The organism is Mucilaginibacter sp. P5_A6, from assembly GCF_056400585.1.
The window spans coordinates 205,517-221,475 of record NZ_JBFUKZ010000007.1 but is presented as its reverse complement, the minus strand read 5'-3'; the positions used below and the strand labels follow the sequence as shown (position 1 = coordinate 221,475).

General features: G+C 43.0%; 16 protein-coding genes. 8 read left to right on the top strand and 8 right to left on the bottom strand.

Annotation, left to right across the window (positions count from 1 at the left end; translation table 11 throughout):
- The 3 genes from AC1DO4_RS10060 to AC1DO4_RS10050 all read left to right on the top strand — a co-directional run bounded on the left by AC1DO4_RS10060 (position 1) and on the right by AC1DO4_RS10050 (position 2,238).
- On the top strand, positions 1 to 846 hold the full coding sequence (locus AC1DO4_RS10060; RefSeq protein ID WP_477415370.1) for a fumarylacetoacetate hydrolase family protein: 846 nt from the start codon (positions 1 to 3) through the stop codon (positions 844 to 846).
- A complete protein-coding gene (locus AC1DO4_RS10055) occupies positions 839 to 1,669 on the top strand; it encodes an amidohydrolase family protein (protein ID WP_477415368.1) in 831 nt (276 codons plus the stop codon). The genes AC1DO4_RS10060 and AC1DO4_RS10055 overlap by 8 nt, the downstream gene beginning before the upstream one ends.
- 362 nt (positions 1,670 to 2,031) lie before the next feature.
- Complete coding sequence (locus AC1DO4_RS10050) at positions 2,032 to 2,238, top strand: hypothetical protein (RefSeq protein WP_477403575.1); 207 nt, start codon at positions 2,032 to 2,034, stop codon at positions 2,236 to 2,238.
- Between the two features lie 202 nt (positions 2,239 to 2,440).
- On the opposite strand, the gene AC1DO4_RS10045 is transcribed toward AC1DO4_RS10050, so the two are convergent.
- Positions 2,441 to 2,932 (bottom strand): DinB family protein, encoded by a 492-nt coding sequence (locus AC1DO4_RS10045; protein WP_477415366.1) that lies wholly within the window; start codon positions 2,930 to 2,932, stop codon positions 2,441 to 2,443.
- 240 nt (positions 2,933 to 3,172) lie between these two features.
- Between AC1DO4_RS10045 and AC1DO4_RS10040 the strand changes: the two genes are divergently transcribed.
- Together AC1DO4_RS10040 and AC1DO4_RS10035 are read left to right on the top strand one after the other, a co-directional pair.
- On the top strand, positions 3,173 to 3,946 hold the full coding sequence (locus AC1DO4_RS10040; RefSeq protein WP_477415364.1) for a polysaccharide deacetylase family protein: 774 nt from the start codon (positions 3,173 to 3,175) through the stop codon (positions 3,944 to 3,946).
- Between the two features lie 25 nt (positions 3,947 to 3,971).
- Positions 3,972 to 6,710, top strand: a complete 2,739-nt coding sequence (locus tag AC1DO4_RS10035) for a glycoside hydrolase family 78 protein (RefSeq protein ID WP_477415362.1) — start codon at positions 3,972 to 3,974, stop codon at positions 6,708 to 6,710.
- Positions 6,711 to 6,715: 5 nt separating this feature from the next.
- Here the strand turns inward: AC1DO4_RS10035 and AC1DO4_RS10030 are convergent, their stop codons facing one another.
- Complete coding sequence (locus tag AC1DO4_RS10030) at positions 6,716 to 7,096, bottom strand: DUF3037 domain-containing protein (RefSeq protein ID WP_477415359.1); 381 nt, start codon at positions 7,094 to 7,096, stop codon at positions 6,716 to 6,718.
- Positions 7,077 to 7,871 carry a HipA family kinase gene (locus tag AC1DO4_RS10025; protein ID WP_477415357.1) on the bottom strand — a complete coding sequence of 265 codons (795 nt, stop codon included), beginning with the start codon at positions 7,869 to 7,871 and terminating at the stop codon, positions 7,077 to 7,079. Before AC1DO4_RS10025 ends, AC1DO4_RS10030 begins: the two co-directional genes overlap by 20 nt.
- 101 nt (positions 7,872 to 7,972) lie before the next feature.
- Between AC1DO4_RS10025 and AC1DO4_RS10020 the strand changes: the two genes are divergently transcribed.
- Positions 7,973 to 9,469 (top strand): gluconokinase, encoded by a 1,497-nt coding sequence (locus tag AC1DO4_RS10020; RefSeq protein ID WP_477415355.1) that lies wholly within the window; start codon positions 7,973 to 7,975, stop codon positions 9,467 to 9,469.
- Between the two features lie 34 nt (positions 9,470 to 9,503).
- Here AC1DO4_RS10020 and AC1DO4_RS10015 read toward each other — a convergent pair whose 3' ends face one another.
- Positions 9,504 to 10,139: a phosphatase PAP2-related protein gene (locus AC1DO4_RS10015; RefSeq protein WP_477415353.1), complete on the bottom strand. Its 636-nt coding sequence runs from the start codon at positions 10,137 to 10,139 to the stop codon at positions 9,504 to 9,506.
- A 141-nt stretch (positions 10,140 to 10,280) separates the two neighbouring features.
- On the opposite strand from AC1DO4_RS10015, the gene AC1DO4_RS10010 reads away from it, so the two are divergent.
- Positions 10,281 to 10,700, top strand: a complete 420-nt coding sequence (locus tag AC1DO4_RS10010; protein WP_477415350.1) for a MerC domain-containing protein — start codon at positions 10,281 to 10,283, stop codon at positions 10,698 to 10,700.
- A gap of 72 nt (positions 10,701 to 10,772) precedes the next feature.
- On the opposite strand, the gene AC1DO4_RS10005 is transcribed toward AC1DO4_RS10010, so the two are convergent.
- From AC1DO4_RS10005 to AC1DO4_RS09995, 3 genes are read right to left on the bottom strand one after another with little or no spacing between them, the layout of a single operon-like run.
- Entirely contained in the window at positions 10,773 to 11,642 is an 870-nt protein-coding gene (locus tag AC1DO4_RS10005) for an HAD-IIA family hydrolase (protein ID WP_477415348.1), read from the bottom strand.
- A 52-nt stretch (positions 11,643 to 11,694) separates the two neighbouring features.
- The gene (locus AC1DO4_RS10000) at positions 11,695 to 12,732 is read right to left on the bottom strand and encodes a hypothetical protein (RefSeq protein ID WP_477415346.1); all 1,038 of its coding nucleotides are present in this window, start codon (positions 12,730 to 12,732) and stop codon (positions 11,695 to 11,697) included.
- A 55-nt stretch (positions 12,733 to 12,787) separates the two neighbouring features.
- Positions 12,788 to 14,146, bottom strand: coding sequence for a glutamine synthetase family protein (locus AC1DO4_RS09995; RefSeq protein ID WP_477415344.1), 1,359 nt, complete (start codon positions 14,144 to 14,146; stop codon positions 12,788 to 12,790).
- A gap of 130 nt (positions 14,147 to 14,276) precedes the next feature.
- Here AC1DO4_RS09995 and AC1DO4_RS09990 point away from each other — a divergent pair, with 130 nt between their 5' ends.
- A complete protein-coding gene (locus tag AC1DO4_RS09990) occupies positions 14,277 to 14,696 on the top strand; it encodes a gamma-glutamylcyclotransferase family protein (protein ID WP_477415342.1) in 420 nt (139 codons plus the stop codon).
- A 68-nt stretch (positions 14,697 to 14,764) separates the two neighbouring features.
- Here the strand turns inward: AC1DO4_RS09990 and AC1DO4_RS09985 are convergent, their stop codons facing one another.
- Positions 14,765 to 15,775, bottom strand: coding sequence for a glutamine synthetase beta-grasp domain-containing protein (locus tag AC1DO4_RS09985; protein ID WP_477415340.1), 1,011 nt, complete (start codon positions 15,773 to 15,775; stop codon positions 14,765 to 14,767).
- Positions 15,776 to 15,959 lie beyond the last annotated feature (184 nt).

Genomic DNA, 15,959 nt, shown 5'->3' with positions numbered 1-15,959 from the left:
ATGAAGCTTATCCGATTTGGCGAAAACGGCAAAGAAAAAACAGGAGTGATCCTTGAGAATAAAAAATACGATACTTCGGCTTTTGGCGAAGATTATACTGAGCAATTTTTTGAAACAGATGGCCTTGCCCGTTTAGCAGCTTTTATAAAAGACGCAAAACTGCCACAGGTTGCTGATGATGTACGTTTAGGCAGCCCTATTGCACGTCCGTCAAAAATTATCTGCATCGGTTTAAACTATGCCGATCATGCCCATGAAACCAATGCGCCGCTACCGCCAGAGCCTGTAATTTTCATGAAAGCTACCACAGCTATAGTTGGTCCGTTTGATGATATAGTTGTACCCAAGAAATCTGTAAAAACAGACTGGGAAGTAGAACTGGCCGTAGTTATAGGCAAAAAAGCATCTTATGTAGATGAGGCCAGCGCAATGGATTATGTTGCAGGATATGTATTGCATAATGATGTATCTGAGCGCGAGTTTCAATTGGAGCGTAACGGCACCTGGGATAAAGGGAAGGGTTGCGATACCTTTGCACCACTCGGCCCGTTTTTGGCGACTGTTGATGAAATTGAAGATCCGCATAACCTGAACCTTTGGTTAAAAGTTAACGGCGAGATCATGCAAAAAGGCACTACCTCAAATTTTATATTCAACTTACCACAAATAATATCATATACCAGCCAGTTTATGACCTTGCTGCCTGGCGATATTATTTCAACAGGAACCCCTGCCGGTGTCGGCCTGGGTATGAAACCTCCTGTTTATTTAAAGCCAGGCGATGTGGTTGAGCTTGGTATTGATAATCTTGGTGAATCAAAACAAAACGTAATAGCATATGGATAAAATAGATTCGCACCAGCATTTCTGGGTGTTTGATCCGGTCAGGGACAATTGGATTAATGATGAAATGGTGGTGCTCAAAAATGATTTTTTACCTGCCCAATTGTTACCTGTTTTACAAAAAAACGGGATAGACGGTTGCGTAGCAGTACAGGCCAGTCAAACAGATGACGAAACGATGTTTTTGTTAGAGATGGCTGCCGAAAACCCTTTTATAAAAGGTGTAGTAGGATGGGTTGATCTGAAAGCTGATGATATTGAGGAACAACTTCAGGCGTACGGACAGTATAACCAGCTTAAAGGGTTCAGGCATATATTACAATCCGAACCGGATATGCAATATATGTTGCAGCCAGCTTTTCAAAATGGTATAGCCGCATTGCAGAAGTATGGTTATACTTACGATATCCTGATATACCCCGAACATTTGCCTTATGCGGCACAATTGGTTAGTGGTTTCCCCGATCAGAAGTTTGTGGTTGATCATATGGCCAAGCCACCCATCAAAACTAAGGAAATCAAAGACTGGCAGAATGATATCGAATCATTAGCCAAACATCAAAATGTATATTGTAAAATCTCGGGCATGCTCACGGAGGCCAACTGGGCCCACTGGGAAGTTGCAGATTTTACCCCATACCTTGATGTGGTACTTAACGCTTTTGGCGCAAACCGCATCATGTTTGGTTCCGACTGGCCGGTTTGCCTGCTGGCAGGGGCCTATAAGGGTACCATGCAGGTAATGCACAACTTTATTGAAAAATTATCTGCTATTGAGCAGGAATTGTTTTTTGGCGGTAACGCCGTTTCGTTCTATAACTTATAGTCATATCAAATTGATAGTACCACTTTCATTTTGATAATTCTAAGCTTACTGGTTTAAAGCTTCGTAAGTTTTTCATTGACAACCTTATGCCGGTCACCTATGTCGGCATCTATAGGGTTTACAAACATTGTAAGCAGTTTCTGACCGGGGTCAGGGCTAACTTTCTTACAAATGTGCACACTCCGCATCTACCTTTATTTTTATTGAACAGTAACAATTGCTTAAGAATAGGCGTTGGTATATTATTGGCACATATTTAGCTATATGATTGTTATGATTGCTGCTGAAATTTTAAACCGATAAGTAGTTTTACTTTATTTACCGWTTTAGATGTGCATTCTAAATAATTTATTTAAAACGTCATGTATATTATTTTATTCCAAATTGCCGCCCTGCTTGCTGTAATCATTTTACCGGTATTCATTATCCGTGCTAAAAGACGTAGGAAATCAAAAAACGTTGTTAAGTACAAAATTGATACTGATACCACTTATGCCCGCTATGCCATCAACGAAAATGGTTTTCTTGAAGAAATAAACCAGGATAAGCTTTACAAGCATAAACATTAGTATTTATACAGCACAAAATGAAAGACGACTGTCCCAAATTAAGGGCAGTCGTCTTTTTAGTATCAGGGGAGTATCAAGTAATTAGTATCAAGTATCAAGTAAAATTGCAAGGTATTTCCCTGTCTTGATACTCACTTTTGTATCTATACCAAATTATCTGCAATGTGTATTTCCCAGTCTTGATACTTGATACTTGCTAAAATTAATGCTCATCAGCACTTGGGCCGTAGCTGCCTGGTATAGGAATATTAAGCAGGCGTAAATACACGCCTAACTGCGCCCGGTGGTGCACAATTTGCGAATAGGTCATCCTGATCACCTCGCTCTTTGTGGATTTATTTAGCACCTGGTCGCCGTTGCTCAGCGTCCATGTTTTAGAAAATTCCTTTTCATCGGCTTTCTCTAAAGTGGCTTTACCGCTTGCCAATGATTTTTCATAAAACTTTAACAGGTCGGCAGTATTGCCTACCGGTTCAACTTTATAGGGGTTACGGGCAAAATCAAGTCCGTCGGTAGTAAGCGCCATGGTAACCCAGGCTGGTAGCTCGGCAATGTGTGCTGCCAGGTGTTGTACGGTCATGCTTTTTTCATGTGGTTGCCACTGAAACTTTTCGGTTGGTACACGCTCAAGCATTTTACGGGTGGTTTGAGCTTCCTGCTCCATTTCTTTTAATAACATTGGGATGATTGACATAGCTTTTTGTTTTTGATTATGATTCAAAGTAACAACCGGCGGGTGACAGCCCTATGTCAGCAGGGTTTTATAAAAGATAAAAAACTTTAAATTAAGTTTGTTAACTAATTTTAAATAGGTCAATCTGTTGCAATTGATAATTAAGGTCTTAGCTTTTAGCTTTGTGCATTCAGCTTTTAGCTTTTTTTGCTAAAAACTGATGGCTTAACTTATATTAGTAGAGGTTTTAAACCCACCTTTATGAGAAAGATATCCTTGTTTTTTTTACTGTTAAATTTTACCGCCTATGCCCAGCAACATAAAAAAGCGGTCATTATGCTTACCTATGATGATGCGCTTGCATCTCAATTAAATATCGCTATTCCGCAATTGGATTCTTTGGGGCTTAAAGGAACTTTTTTCCTTATAGGCAATATCGGGCAGGCTACCATCCCCCGTTGGCGCCAAGTAGCTTTAAAAGGGCACGAGCTGGCTAATCATACTTTATATCATCCCTGCCTCCTTACTTCAGTAAAAGGCAATCCGGCAAATAACTCGGCCAACTATACGGTTTATACGATGATTCGTGAAATTGCAGAAATGAATAATCTGCTGTTCGCCGTAGATGGTAAAACAAGCCAGCGCACTTATGCTTATCCTTGTACCGAAGTAACTGTTGGCGGCATTAAATATGTTGATTCATTAAGGCAATCTGGCCTGGTAAAATACGCCCGCATTGGCGGCGGTCCCGATGCGGTTATCACCGATTTTAAAAAGCTCGATCCATTACTGGTGCCTGCCTGGGGAGTACCAACAGGTGTTACCGGCGATGAACTAATTGCTTTTGTAAAGAAAGTGCAGCAAAGCGGCGGCGCGGGCGTACTAATGTTTCATGGCGTTGGGGGCGATTATCTTACTACGCCTCCAGCTGCCCATAAGCAATTACTGTTATACTTAAAGCAGCATGAAAAAGAAATTGAGGTAACCACTTTCCGGGCAGGGATGGATGGGGTTGCCAAAGCAAATCATGATTAATATACTTGGTTCTCCAATTATAACCATGAAACGTATTTTTCTTTACCTCCTGTTTGCTTTGCCGGCTACATGCATGGCACAAAGCCTTGTTGTTGACAATTTATCGTGCGAATACCTAATAAACCCGGTAGGCATCGATATAACACATCCCCGGCTAAGCTGGAAGATAGTTTCAACACAAAATAACACGCTGCAGCAGACCTATACCATTACAGTTGCAACTGATGCCTCTTTTTCATCAGCAAAAACGGTTTGGAATACAGGTAAGGTAACTTCCGATTCATCGGTACTGATCACCTACAACGGCACGGCTTTAAAATCGGCTACGCGTTATTACTGGCGGGTAAAGATCCGGGATAACCACAACCACACATCGGCCTGGAGTAAACCTGCTTATTTTGAAACCGGCCTGCTTGCCGCAAGCGACTGGACGGCCAGCTGGATACAGCCCCTGCAGGATAGCCTGCGCAAAGTACCTGCCCAAATGTTGCGTAAACAATTCACCGCATCAAAAAAAATAGTATCGGCAAGGGCTTATGCAACCGCGCATGGTTTATATGAATTATACATTAACGGTCACAAAGCAGGCAACCAAGTGCTTACCCCGGGTTGGACGGAGTATAAAAAACGCCTGCAATACCAGGTTTATGACGTAACCGCTATGCTGCAACAGGGCGATAACGTGATTGGGGCTATGCTTGGCGATGGCTGGTTCAGAGGAACTGTAGCCTATAAAAACCAATGGGGCTTTTGGGGTAAAAAACTTGCCTTGCTATGCCAATTGCAAATCACTTATGCTGATGGAACGGTTGAAAATATCAACTCTGACAGCTCATGGAAAAGCACCCAAACCGGCCCCATAACACTTAACGGGATTTACGACGGCGAAAATTATGATGCCCGCAAAGAGATACCCGGCTGGGCAAATAAAGGGTTTAACGATGCCGCCTGGACACCTGTAAGCGTTGTGGATATAGATAAAAAAACACTGGTAGGGGTTGAGAGCGTTCCGGTACACAGGATTGCTGAACTAAAACCGATAGCCATTTTTAAAAGTGCCAAAGGTATCCAAATAGTCGATTTTGGGCAAAACCTCACTGGTTGGGTTCGCCTTAAAGTAAACGGTCCGGCAGGAACAACCGTCAACATCAAACACGCCGAAGTGCTGGATAAATTTGGCGAGTTTTATACGGCCAACCTGCGTGGAGCTGCTTCAACAATCAATTATACCCTGAAAGGCGGTGGCGATGAAGTATTTGAACCTCATTTTACCTTTATGGGTTTCCGGTATATTGCTGTGGAAGGCTTCCCGGGAGAGTTGAAACCCGGCAATTTTACCGCGGTGGTAGTGCACTCAGATATGGGCGTAACCGGAGAGTTTACCTGCTCAGATACCATGATCAACAAACTGCAGCACAATATTTTATGGGGACAAAAAGGAAATTTTTTAGATATTCCTACCGATTGCCCCCAACGGGATGAGCGTTTGGGCTGGACTGGCGACGCGCAGGTTTTCTCGCGCACAGCAGCATTTAATATGAATGTGGCGCCATTTTTTGCCAAATGGATGAAGGATGTCGCGGCAGATCAGTTCCCGGATGGGGGCGTACCTTTTGTGGTGCCCGATGTTTTGCAAACCAATAATACAACTTCGGCAGGCTGGGGGGATGTAGCCGTTATTGTGCCCTGGACAATGTACCAGGTTTATGCCGATAAACGCATCCTGCAAACGCAATACCCCAGTATGAAAGCTTATGTTGATATGATCATCAAAAAGGCCGGCGTGAGCCGGATATGGAAGGGCGGCAGTGTTTTTGGCGACTGGCTGTTCTATCGTCCCGGCATCTATGATTTTTCGGAACCAAATGGCTATACCAATCCCGATATGATAGCTACGGCTTTTTACGCGTATTCATCAAAACTACTTAGCCAGGCTGCCGGCGCTTTGGGTAATACTGCCGATGAAAAAAAATATGATGATGTTTTTGAGGAAGTAAAAAAGGCATTTATTCATAACTATATGACGCCTACCGGCCGCATATTTGCCGATTCGCAAACGGGCTATGTGCTGGCCCTAAAGTTTAATCTGGTGCCCGATAGCCTAAAAAGCAGGGCAGCCGCTTATTTGGTTGAGGATGTTCGCAGCCGTAACAACCACCTGTCTACCGGGTTTTTAGGTACGCCTTATTTATGCCAGGTGCTATCACAAAACGGCTATGCTAATGTGGCTTATGACCTGTTGCTGCAAAAAACCTATCCATCCTGGTTATACCCTGTAAAAATGGGGGCAACCACCATTTGGGAACGCTGGGATGGCATCAAAACCGATAGTACCTTCCAGGATAAAAGTATGAACTCCTTTAACCACTACTCGTACGGTGCTGTTGGCGATTGGATGTACCAGAACATAACCGGTTTGCAGATTGGCAAACCTGGCTACAGGTATATTATATTAAGGCCACAGCCAAACCCTAAATTTACATTCGCCAAAGCCACTTTCGAAACCATGTACGGGCAGGTGCTTTCGGCCTGGGAAGTTAAGGATGGTGTAATGCAGGTGCACGTTAAAATTCCTGCCAATACAACAGCGGGTTTAACCCTGCCAAAGGCTCACCCCGAAGATGTAAAACAGGATGGTAAGCCGGTAACCGGCGCCAGTACCGATGTTGATGGTGTTACTGTACAGCTTGGTTCTGGCGAGTATACATTTAATTATCCCTGGGTGGTGGTGAATGAAAAGATTGCTTCAAAGCAAATCAGATAAATATATTATTCAACCAACTGGTTAAATAACCTTATCAGTGTTGCCTGCGCATCAGTACACAAGCCCGGATGCACCTTTGATGATTGTACCACGGTGCTGCGCGTGGCTGTAAGCCAGCGAAAACGGGAGGCTATATCTAGTTTGGCTATAGGGCCCGCAAGTAAGTCGCCATTGGTGATTTTTTCAAACGAGTTGATATTATCCTTCAGGCATTCCAGATCCAAACCAGGCGCGAAAGCGCTGATCCTGGCTTCATCAACCTGCAGCATGGCTTTTAAAAACTTTTGCTTTGGGCAATAAACTATAACGCCGATATTTATAAACTCCTCGCGCTCTACCCTTGGTACAACGCGTATTACGGCATACTCAAATAGTTGATCGGGCATGGTTGGCTTCATTTACAAATATTGCTGATGATGCAATACGGGTTATTAAAAATTGAGTGTAAACTTCCCTGCGTTCCGCCGGCGTACCATTTCCAGATTCATCCGTAAGCCAGTCGTCAGGAATTAAATTTACAATATTACGAATATGTTCGGGTGTTAAAATGTCATGAAACTCAGCATCAACCACATTCAATTCTGATGCCTGGGGTAGCAGCACATGGTCTTTAACCTGTACAAAAGGTCTTTTGGCCGATTCTTCCCAGTTATGCCAGGAGTGATGGAAATACAAGGCAGCGCCATGATCAATAAGCCAGAGCTCCTTATGCCACATCAGCATATTGGTATTGCGCGGGGTTCGGTCTACATTGGTCAGCAGGCAATCGAGCCATACTATTTTAGATGCCAGCTTTGCATCTAAGGTATTAACCACCGGGTCGTAAGTTATAGCGCCCGAAAGGTAATATAAAGCAAGGTTAAGCCCGACGCTAAACTTCAGCAGGTCCTGGATCTCTTCATCCGCTTCCGATCGGCCAAAGGCTTCGTCAAGGTTGGCAAATACCAGCTCGGGTACTTTTAAACCAAGCAGCCGTGCAATTTCGCCGCCAATAAGTTCGGCAATTAAGGCTTTAACACCTTGCCCGGCACCCCGAAATTTAAGCACATATAAAAACTCATCGTCACCCTCGGCAATGGCCGGTAGTGAGCCGCCCTCGCGCAGGGGGGTTACATAGCGGATAACTTTAATGGTTCTGAGTTGTGGTTCAGCGTAATTCATAGACAAGGCGAAAATTAGGGCAAATTTTTGAGAAATCAGTAAGCCGATTTTTTATTTCCTTCATCCCAAAGATAAATCCTATTTTGGGCGTATATAACAACATGCAGGCATATATTTTAGGTATCGATATTGGCACAGGCAGCACAAAGGCTGTTGCGGTTGCTTTAACCGGCGAGGTATTAGGCGTTACGCAACAACATTACCCTATTAACAGTCCCGAACCCAGTTATAGCGAACAGGATCCTGTAATGATATGGCATGCCTTTGTGCGATGCCTGCAGGAGATTACCATTAAGATAGGTTTTGGGCCACAGGCTATCAGCCTTAGCAGTGCCATGCACAGTATTATACCGGTTGATGAGGCCGGGGTGCCTTTAGCCCCGATGATAACCTGGGCCGATGCGCGAAGCGAAAAGATAGCGCAGGCTTTAAGGGATTCGGCAAAAGGAGAGGAGATTTACCGCATAACAGGTACGGCGATACATGCCATGTCGCCGCTGTGCAAGCTCATCTGGATGCGTGCTAATAAGCCGGATCTGTTTGCCAGGGCTGATAAGTTCATCTCGATAAAAGAGTTTATCTGGTTTAAGCTATTCGATAGCTTCCAGGTAGATTATTCCATTGCATCTGCAACCGGTCTATTTGATATTTTAAAGCTGGAGTGGAGCGATGAAGCCTGTACTTTGGCAGGTATATCTCCTGATAAATTATCGCATCCGGAGAACACCACTTATTATCGTAACGATTTGGATGCTGATAAAGCAACCTTGCTTAACATCCCGCAAAAAACAAATTTTGTTATCGGTGCAAGTGATGGGGCCTGCGCCAACCTTGGCAGCCATACCACGGGCCCAGGCATTGCGGCTTTAACTATTGGAACCAGCGGAGCCGTCAGGATCACCAGCCCGAAACCGGTTTACAATTACGAGGGCATGACCTTTAATTACCTGCTTAATCAAGATACTTACATATGCGGCGGCGCGGTAAATAATGGCGGTATTGCCATCAATTGGCTGCTGAATAACTTTTTGCAAAAGGATAAGCTTACCACAGCAGATTACGACGATCTGTTTAACGCCATTGATACTACACCGGCCGGGAGTGATGGCCTGCTGTTTTTACCTTATTTGTATGGAGAGCGGGCCCCCCTTTGGGATACCAAAAGCAGCGGGGCATTTATCAATATAAAACCGATACATACCAGGGCGCATTTTTTGAGGGCAGCGTTAGAAGGGGTTTGTTTTGCTTTGTATGATGTGCTTAAAACTGTTGAAGATGCCTCGGTTAACATTACCCAGGTTAACATTAGCGGCGGCTTTGTAAGCTCGGGTACGTGGACGCGGGTACTGGCTGATATCACCGGGAAAAAACTGGTAGTATCGCAACCCGAAGATGCATCGGCAATCGGGGCGGTTTACCTGGCCATGCAGGCACTGCATGCTGAAAGTTATAGCAGTTTAACCCACATTGACAGCCAAACGGTTATCGAACCAAATGAAAAGCATCACATAATGTACAGTAAACATTTTGTGATATTTAAAAAGCTTTATAAAGATTTAAAAGAGTCGATGCACCTGATGAACGATATGGATATTTGATAATGCACTTAAGTTGCATTGTTTTTGCCCTGTTTTACCTGAAACCAAGTGAGCGGGTAAAGCGGTAACAACAGTAAACTATAACAGGGGCCGCAAGTATATCTACAGTGTAATGGATATGCTGAACCATCAGCAGCAGCATTACAATTAAAGTAGCCACAAGCGCAATACGCTTATCGTTCTTCCGCTCAAGGTTAAGGTAGATCATAACCAGCGTTGCAGTATGGCCCGAAAAGAAAAGATCTTTAGTAATAGCTTCATGGCCGTAAAAGTAGCCTGTAAGCGGATCAACCAAAGGAATCAACCCCATAGGCGGATCAAGTTTTACAAAACTCAAAGTTATAAACCGGGCTATACAAACAAATATAAGCGTCCAAAGGTAGGTCATGCCCAATGCTGGTTTGTATAGTGCCCTTATCATCATGAGTATCGCCATGCCCCATATAATGGCAAAAATGGGTATCGATACATCAAAGGCCGGTAAATGGGCCAGGAACCAGTCATTTAATACCATGCCATGTCTTTGTTCAATACTCCTGAAAAAGGAGGGCATAATATTAAGGATGGCCACAATAAGCATAGTGCCTACAATAAGCCTGACACGCTTTAAGCTTGTGTCAAATGCATTTTGCCAGTTAAGTTTTATTCTATATAGCGCTATCAGTGTCACAATTTAATCATAGTTGTAGTTTGCAAAAGTAATTTATTGACGCTTGTATTAAAAATATGTTACAACAATGTTAATTTAATTAATCAAAAATAATACCATACATTAAAAGCAATATTGTTGCATTTGATTTATATTTGCAGCATGGATCTTCATAAAACCTCTGCCCGGTTGGATAGCATTGGGATAACAGCCTCAACTATGTGTGCCATTCATTGTGCAGTAGTACCATTATTATTTACCAGCCTGCCGTTAATTGGCCTTGGCTTTTTAACGCGCCCGTGGATAGAGTGGGGGATGATTGTTTTGGCGCTGCTGATAGGCGTGTATTCGATAGGTTTATCCTTCCTCCGCAATCATCGCAAGCCAATGCCCTTAATTTTATTGGTTGCAGGTTTTTTTATTATTATACCTGGTCATGCTTTTTTAACCGGTGTAACGGAGAGTTTTATTGTGCCTGTTGGAGGGTTAACAATTGCTTTGGCACATTATGTGAATTATAGATATGTGGGCGTTTGCAGGCGTGAGCCTCATCCAACCCTCTCCAAAGGAGAGGGCTTTTGATTAGCATGACCGTTAGTTTTTTTATTTGATTTATGGAACCCTCTCCTTTGGAGCGGACAGGATGAGGCTAACTTAAAACCCAAATTCTCCATACTCTACAACTGCCGAATCGCAAATGTAGGTGGGGACAATGCCCGTGGCAATTATCCGGTTTTCGGCATCAAAAGGCAGGGTGTTACCTGATAGCACCAGGACTGTATCCAGCCCAAATTTATTGGCGCCTAAAATGTCGGTTTGCAGGGTATCGCCAACCATAACTATATCTTTTTTGCTGATTGGCCTTTGTTCGCGCAGCAGGTCATAAGCAAACATGAACATTTGCGAATCGGGTTTACCAAAGCGGATAAACTCTTTACCAACAATTGCTTCAATCATGCTGGCCAAACCACCAACGGCAATGGATACATCATGCTTGGTTCGCGGATAGGCCCGGTCTGTATTGGCTACAATAGCAGGTATGGTTCTTTTGCGTAAAATATTTACGGCCTTGTTCAGGTCATCAAACCAATCGAAGCCTTCGTCGTCCAAAAATACCAGGGCGTTTACTTTATCAATATTGTCCTCGTTTATCTGGCTTACAGGCAATGTATGCAAACCCGTGCTATCAATATAATGTGCCGAATCGGGTGTGCCCAGATAGGCCACAATACCATCGCTTACCTTCAAATCAAGATAGTCCTTGGTAAGCATGCCCGATGATATGATCCTGTCGGGAGTTATGGCAAGCAAGCCTTTGGTATTATATGACTCTGCCAGTTGTGCAGGGCTCCGTGATGCATCGTTGGTAACGATGTAGTATTCTTTATTTTGCTGTTCCAGGTAATCAAAGGTGCGCTCTATACCGGGCAGCAGGCCCTTATAGTTTTTTAATACACCAAATGCATCAAAAAAAACAACTTTATACCGGTCAACAATGGATTTAAAGTTTTCTATTCGTTTCATGCTTATGTTTGATGTAATGAGGCTGCAATATGCTTAAATATTAAAGCATTGCCTATTTTAATTTAAGTGCATCGATGATCTTTTCTGCATCAAAGTCCCTGTCGACCGATGGAAGGTATGTATTAAAGGCCTCTGTTTGCAATTTTTGGGCATATTGTTCGCTAAAAAAGTGTTTTCCGTCCTTTATCACGTAGTTCAGGATAAAAAAGCGGTAAGCCTCCTTCATAAACCTGATCTCATCGGCGGTAAGCGGGTTTACCTTGTGATATTCTTTCAGGAACAGGATAAACCTGTCTTCCATCATGGTATTGATCACATAGCTAAATACCGTGCGATCTCCTACGTTTGATACTACGCGACTGAAAAAGTAAAAATCCAACACCCGGTAACTCATCCTGAACCAGTCATAATCCCAGCGCGAATAAAGTTCCAGATTGGGAGTAACCGAGAAGTTGCCTATGTTCCAGTCGATAAATACCGGGATGATCTCGAACGAGCTCATGTTGTATTTCGACCGGTTTTTCATAAAGGTATCGCAGTGATACTTCAGGAAATCGGCCTGCATGGCGCTGCCAAACTGTTTCTCGTTGGTTTCGAGCTGATGCATCAGGGCCGAAATATCGGTACGTAACGTTTTTGAGGATTTGGGTAATACATTTTTGACCCTTGAACACGCCTTATGAAATTTACCAACCTGCTGGCCAAGCTTTTTAATTTGATTTTCGTCCAACCTGCGCGGTAAGCGGTTTAATATGCGGGTGGGATTATAAAACACCACCCAGGCATCTGTTTTGCCGTGTTTGTAATGGTAAATATATACCCTGTTATTTTTGAGCAGGGAACGGGCAAGTAAGTTTTCGAACGGGTAAAGCAGGTTATTGGCTAACGTTTGGATGATGCGGTGATCTTCTTTAAAGTTTTCAAACTTGCCAAAATAAGATAGTTTAGCTATGATGATATCATCATCATCAAAAGTAATGCGGTACACATGGTTGGTAGATACCATTGCACTGATATCCTCAATAAGCCTGATGGTTTTTGAAGCATCATAACCTTCCCATGCTTTTTTAACAATGATGGAATAATCCATTTTTAAAATTGGTTTATAATTAGAATTTTGCGGGTGCAAATGTGCGCAATAATAATCAGATTATCTCAAAGTACCTTTTCAATTCCCAATCCGTAACATGTTTTGCATATTGGCGGTGCTCCCACAGGCGTGTTTGAGTAAAGTGCTCAACAAAACCCTCTCCAAAAAGCTCCCTGGCAACAGGCGAGTTTTGCATATCTGTAGCGGCATCAAACAGGTTTTTGGCCAGTACGCCGTTGCTTTTATCCTCATAGCCATTACCTACGGTAGGCTGTATGTTTAATGGTAGTTTATTTTTTATGCCGTATAAGCCCGAAGCCAGCGCGGCGGCAATAGCCAGGTAAGGGTTGGTATCTGAACCCGGTATGCGGGTTTCTAAACGGGTGTAACCGGGGGTTGTGTTTATAACGCGCAGTGCCGTGGTACGGTTATCTACCCCCCAGGTAATGGTTGTAGGGGCCCAGGCGCCTTCAACCAAACGTTTATAACTGTTAATGGTTGGGGCATACATAGGCAGCAAATGCGGTAGGCAGTATAGCTGACCTGCAAGATAATGCTTATGCAGGTCGCTCATTTTGTTTGGATCATTGGCATTGTAAAACAGGTTGTCGGCTTTATCCTTACTCCAGAGGCTTTGGTGGATGTGGCCGCTGCAGCCGGGAAGGTTTTCGGTCCATTTGGCCATAAATGATGCCATGATGCCATGTTTATAAGCAATTTCTTTAACGGCGGTTTTAAAAAGTACCGCTTTATCGGCGGCAGCCAAAACCTCATCATGAGCAATGGCTGCTTCGTAAACGCCCGGGCCCGTTTCGGTATGCAGGCCCTCTATCGGGATATTGAACTGCGTAAGCAGGTTAAACAGGTCGTAATAAAAATCGCTGTTTTGCGAGGTACGCAATATGGAGTAGCCAAACATTCCCGGCGTAAGGGTATTGATGTTGGTAAACCCTTTATCGTTGATGGATTGCGGCGTTTCCCTGAAGTTGAACCACTCAAACTCCTGTGCAAATTCGGCGTGGTAGCCCAGGTCTTCGCATTCTTTTACTATTTTCTTTAACAAACTACGCGGGCAGGCTGGGAGTGCATCGCCGTTAGGATCGCTATAATCAGCCAAAAAAAAGGGGATATTATCCTGCCATGGTATGTTGCGAAGGGTATTCAAATCAATACGGCAAAGTTTATCGGGATAACCGGTATGCCAGCCGGTAAGCTTTACGTTATCATAACAGGCATCACTGCTATCCCATCCAAAAACCACATCGCAAAAGCCATAGCCGCTTTGCAGGCCTTCAATAAATTTTTTAGGATGAATAACCTTGCCACGCAAAACACCATCAATATCGGCAAATGAAAATTTTATTTTCTGGATGTTATTTTCTTCTATATACGCTTTAATCTGTTCGTGGTTCATGGTATAAAATATAAGGCCGGTTTCAATTTAGCAAGGCCGCCATTATGGTGTAAACATAAAAAAATGCCTTTAGTGTTTACAAATATTCATACGATTTAGGTATTACCTTTGTTTGCAACAGTTTTATTTAATGTCAACAACCAACCAGTATTTATTTGTTTATGGAACGCTGCTCATGAGTGGAAATGAGTTTGCCAATTATCTGCAGCAACATTGTACCCCGGTGGGGCAGGGCAAATTTAAAGGCAGGCTTTATGATGTTGGTGAATATCCGGGCGCTATAGCTGATACAAATACACTGCAATATATTTATGGCAGTATTTACTTAATGGATGAGCCAGGCAGCATATTGAAAACAATTGATGATTACGAGGGCATTGGCCCAACGGAACCGCAACCTCATGAGTATGTAAGGGAGTTGGTTGAAGTGGAAGCAGATCATAGAGTTGTAACCTGCTGGATTTATCTGTATAATTGGCCGGTTAACAAACTTGCACAAATAGTTAATGGCGATTATTTGCAGCACCTTACGAACAGAACTGATATATAAGGCATAAAAAAATCCCCTGGGTGTTTTACAACCAGGGGAAAATTAAAATTAGAAGTATATGTGGGGGATTAAACTTTCGCTGTTTTTACAGTTTTAATAATCACCGCTGCTACTTTATATGGATCAGCAGCCGAGTTAGGACGACGATCTTCAAGGTAACCACTCCAGTTATGCTCAACAGCGTAAAGTGGGATACGGATAGAAGCACCACGGTCAGATACACCATAGCTGAAATCGGTAATTGAAGCAGTTTCGTGTTTACCGGTTAAGCGCTGATCGTTATCGGCACCGTATACAGCAATACACTCAGTAACTGCAGGGCGGAATGACTCGCAGATAGCTTCGAAAGTAGCTTTGCTGTTTGCAGTACGTAAAGTTGTATTTGAGAAGTTAGCGTGCATACCAGAACCGTTCCAGTCTAATTGACCAAGCGGTTTGCAATGCCAGTTAATTGCAACACCATAGCTTTCGCCAATTCTTTCTAATAAATAACGTGCAACCCAAATCTGGTCACCAGCTTCTTTAGCGCCTTTAGCAAAAATCTGGAATTCCCACTGACCTGCTGCTACTTCGCCATTAATACCTTCAACATTTAAGCCGGCTTCTAAACACACGTCTAAGTGTTCTTCAACAATTTCGCGGCCGTAAGCATTGTTTGCGCCTACAGAGCAATAGTATGGGCCTTGTGGACCTGGGTAACCACCAGCCGGGAAACCAAGAGGTTTATTAGTTTTAGGATCCCATAAAAAGTATTCCTGCTCAAAACCGAACCAGAAATCATTATCATCATCCTGTATAAGGGCACGACCGTTTGACTCATGAGGTTTACCTGTTGAATCTAAAACTTCGCACATTACCAGGTAAGCACTTTTTCTTTGTGGATCTGGCACTACAAAAACTGGTTTTAAGATACAATCTGATGAACCACCTGGTGCTTGTTCGGTTGATGAGCCGTCAAAGCTCCAGTTATCCAGATCTTCTACTTTACCGCTGAAATCTTTTACGATCTTTGTTTTGCTACGCAGGCTTTGTGTTGGTTTGTACCCATCAAGCCAAATGTACTCGAGTTTAGTTGCCATTTTTAATTAATTTGTAAAGTTGGGGTTCTATTGATAGTTTTTGTATTAATCTCGCCAATTAATAAGGCGAATTTAAATCTTTTTTACAAAAATCACTATGATTTAATGTTTTTTTTATAATTTTTTTCAGTAAACACCGCTAATTAACTGTAATTACATAATAATTAACTTAAGAAATCGTGTT